The organism is Aeromonas crassostreae, assembly GCF_054052445.1.
Genome location: NZ_JBSTYM010000077.1, coordinates 1 through 288, shown reverse-complemented (window position 1 = coordinate 288; position 288 = coordinate 1). Strand labels below are relative to the sequence as shown.

Genomic DNA, 288 nt, shown 5'->3' with positions numbered 1-288 from the left:
AGGCGGTCTCGCCATGCTGGGTGCCGGGCTTGGCAAAGGCGGCGGCATTGTCCGGAGTATCGGGCGTGCGCCACATCACGCCATCGACGGCGAGCAGTTGCAGTCCGGCCCAGCCGGGGTGGTTGGCCTGTTGATGCCAGCGGGTGGCGGTCTCGTGGAACAGACGCGCAATGCTCTTGTCCCCGAGCTTTTGGCGGGCTTGCAGGAAGGCGCTGGGGGCGACGAAGGGGCGGTCGCCGGGCAGCAGGATATCGAGCTGATTGACCAACTGGGTCATGGGGACGTTGC

1 protein-coding gene is annotated in these 288 nt (G+C 67.0%); it reads right to left on the bottom strand.

The window, feature by feature from the left end:
* Window positions 1–288, bottom strand: a 288-nt coding sequence (locus ACW5W4_RS18955) for a transposase domain-containing protein (RefSeq protein ID WP_456690422.1), incomplete at both ends; no start/stop codon positions are given.